Origin of the sequence: Acinetobacter sp. (assembly GCF_045628685.1) — a bacterium.
GTDB lineage: Bacteria > Pseudomonadota > Gammaproteobacteria > Pseudomonadales > Moraxellaceae > Acinetobacter.
In genome coordinates this window covers 1-2,438 of record NZ_JAZQPV010000114.1, presented here as the reverse complement: position 1 = coordinate 2,438, position 2,438 = coordinate 1, and the positions used below count along the sequence as shown (strand labels likewise).

The 2,438-nt window shown below is 37.4% G+C and carries 2 protein-coding genes; one reads left to right on the top strand and one right to left on the bottom strand.

Translation table 11 applies throughout. The annotated features are described in order from the left end of the window. Nucleotides 1-227: 227 nt before the first annotated feature. On the bottom strand, nucleotides 228-1,145 hold the full coding sequence (locus tag ACKI4H_RS14605; protein WP_407306982.1) for an alpha/beta hydrolase: 918 nt from the start codon (nucleotides 1,143-1,145) through the stop codon (nucleotides 228-230). 253 nt (nucleotides 1,146-1,398) lie between these two features. Between ACKI4H_RS14605 and ACKI4H_RS14600 the strand changes: the two genes are divergently transcribed. Then, nucleotides 1,399-1,935, top strand: coding sequence for a TetR/AcrR family transcriptional regulator (locus tag ACKI4H_RS14600; protein WP_407306980.1), 537 nt, complete (start codon nucleotides 1,399-1,401; stop codon nucleotides 1,933-1,935). The last annotated feature ends 503 nt before the right edge of the window (nucleotides 1,936-2,438 follow it).

Genomic DNA, 2,438 nt, shown 5'->3' with positions numbered 1-2,438 from the left:
TTGTTCACCTGTTTTTTTATATCCTCCACCATTGGATAAGTAGGTTTGAACAACTTTCAGTTTAAATTCTTGAGAATGTTTAGCCATAGAAAAGCACCCTTCAAATTAGATTAAGTGTCTAACTTTCGGGGTGCGGTTCATTATATTAGGCTTCTTCATATGGGGTGCTTCGGTATTAACCTCTGTTACGTCTCACACGCGTCTTATAATTTCGAAGATACCTATTTTTAATTTAGATTTTTCAGAAAATTTAATTGATATTGCAGATTTTTAGGAAAATAGGGTTCAAAGTAAGGATCAAAATGATCTGCTTCCATTTCGATCACCTGAAGTAATGGATTATTTACTCTTTCTATTTTTTCAGGAACAAACGGAGCAACAGTATCTTGCGTTGCTCCAATGATTAGCATGGGGATTTTTACATCTTTTAATCGTTTCCAGGGGCGGTAAAAGCCCATAGTTAAAAGAGAACGTGCAGTCACACGATTATCATATTTTTGGTCATGTGCATTGAGTGCCAGCTGTAGTGCATTCCAGGCGCCATCACGATCCATCGACCCAAATGCTCCTTTTTCAGATATTGTCGGTATGCAAATTCGAGTACCGGGTTTTACAGAATCGGCCATACCATAACTTAAAAATTTCAGCATTTGCTTAAATGGAACTGAACGTACTGTACTTACTCCATCCAGCATCGGTACTTGGATAATCGCGCCCTTCAGGTCTGGATGTTGTGAAACCAGATCGACCACATGACCTCCCCCAAACGATGTGCCCCAGACAATAATATGATGTGCATTGATTTGAGGTAAATTTTTTAAATGTGCTAATGCGCTATTCACCGTCTTTACACGTCGCCACGGATTAATATCTTGACGTGGTAAGCCACCACTTAAACCCCATCCTGGGTAATCAAACTCCATAACTGCATAACCCTCAGCCACAAAGTGATTGATAAAGGATGTCGTTAAAGCACCTTGTACACTCCCCCAACCACCGACCATCAAAATGGCAGGCAATCCTTTGTTTTTGATATCAACGGGAACATGAAGTGTTGCCGAGCATGGAATGCCATCCGTTACAAATGTAGATTTATGGATAGATTTTTGAATACTTGATGTATCGGGATATTTACGGTTCGACATATATTTTGACCTGATCTCAGATATAACGATGACAACGTTCCATCTTGTTTTTATTTAAAAATACACGAGAAGAATAAGTTTATTTTCATCAATCCTCAGTGCACCATTATTCTTGTTTGGTTATCTTGAATGCCATTCAAGATAACTCATTTTAACTATATTCTTGAATAGCATTCAAGAAATATTTACGATGCAGTCTTTGAATTGTTTTATTGGTCGCAATTCAACCTTTTTAGAAGAGTGAGAAATTTTGATGGCTCGTAATAAGCGCGTACAGGATCGTGAAGAAAAACAAGAAGAGATCATCCATGCTGCACGTGCTTTGTTTTTAAACGAAGGCTATGACGCAACTTCGATCAATCGTATTGCAATCGAAGTTCAGGTTGCACCGAATACCATTTATTGGTATTTCAAAAATAAAGATGAACTCTTGGTGAGTATTCTTAATGCTGAATTAACCAAACATTTGAATGCATATATGTTGCAGCCGACTCAAGATCCTACTGAACGTTTAATTTGGGTAGTCGATCAACTTCAATTAGCGAATCGCTTAGTCAGCACGGTACATGCAAGATTAAAATTTTCTACAGAACTACGAGAGTGGCATGAACAATTTCATCTCTTGGTGGAGGGCTTACTTCGATTAGAGCTACAGAAACTTGGTATGGCGAATGATCAGATTGAGACAAAAGTAAAAATTGCGGTTTTCACAATTGAAGGGCTTTTAGCCCATCAACTTTCTGAGCAAGAGAAACGAGCTATTTGTGCAGCATTAGTTTCTACTTCTTAAGTTAATAAAGGATAGAAGTAAGTTATAAAGTTTCCTCAGACTGTAAGAATTTCTAAAATTAACATAATGGCTGTTATATGAAATAAAAATATAGAAACCACTTTGAGAAGTTACTTAATAAAAAAAATAGTTTGACCACCGGTATCACGTTGACTAATATTTTAACTGTGATGCAGCACGTAGGGTTGGCTACTAGCCACCATGTCCGCTACTGCATTAGCACTTGGTTTGTAATTAGTAGTAAGAATAGGCGGCAACTTTAAGTTGTCACTTATTTTTTTGACACTCTCAAAAATAGCATTATCTATTTTATTCGTAAGCATCCAACGTGGCGTGTCTCTTCTAATTAATGTAAGTTTGGAGTGTAGTGGTCAACAAATATTGGACACAGTTTTAAGTTTTTGTTCAGCCGCAAAAGGGCTGATACCATTATTAAATTGATGTGGTCGTATCCGATTGTAGTATTCCATCAGATACAGCCCTATATCTAGTTTTGCTTCCTC

Bases quoted from the DNA above. Each gene is read 5' to 3' on its own strand.
- ACKI4H_RS14600 (WP_407306980.1), top strand. From the start codon at position 1,399: ATGGCTCGTAATAAGCGCGTACAGGATCGTGAAGAAAAACAAGAAGAG.
- ACKI4H_RS14605 (WP_407306982.1), bottom strand. From the start codon at position 1,145: ATGTCGAACCGTAAATATCCCGATACATCAAGTATTCAAAAATCTATC.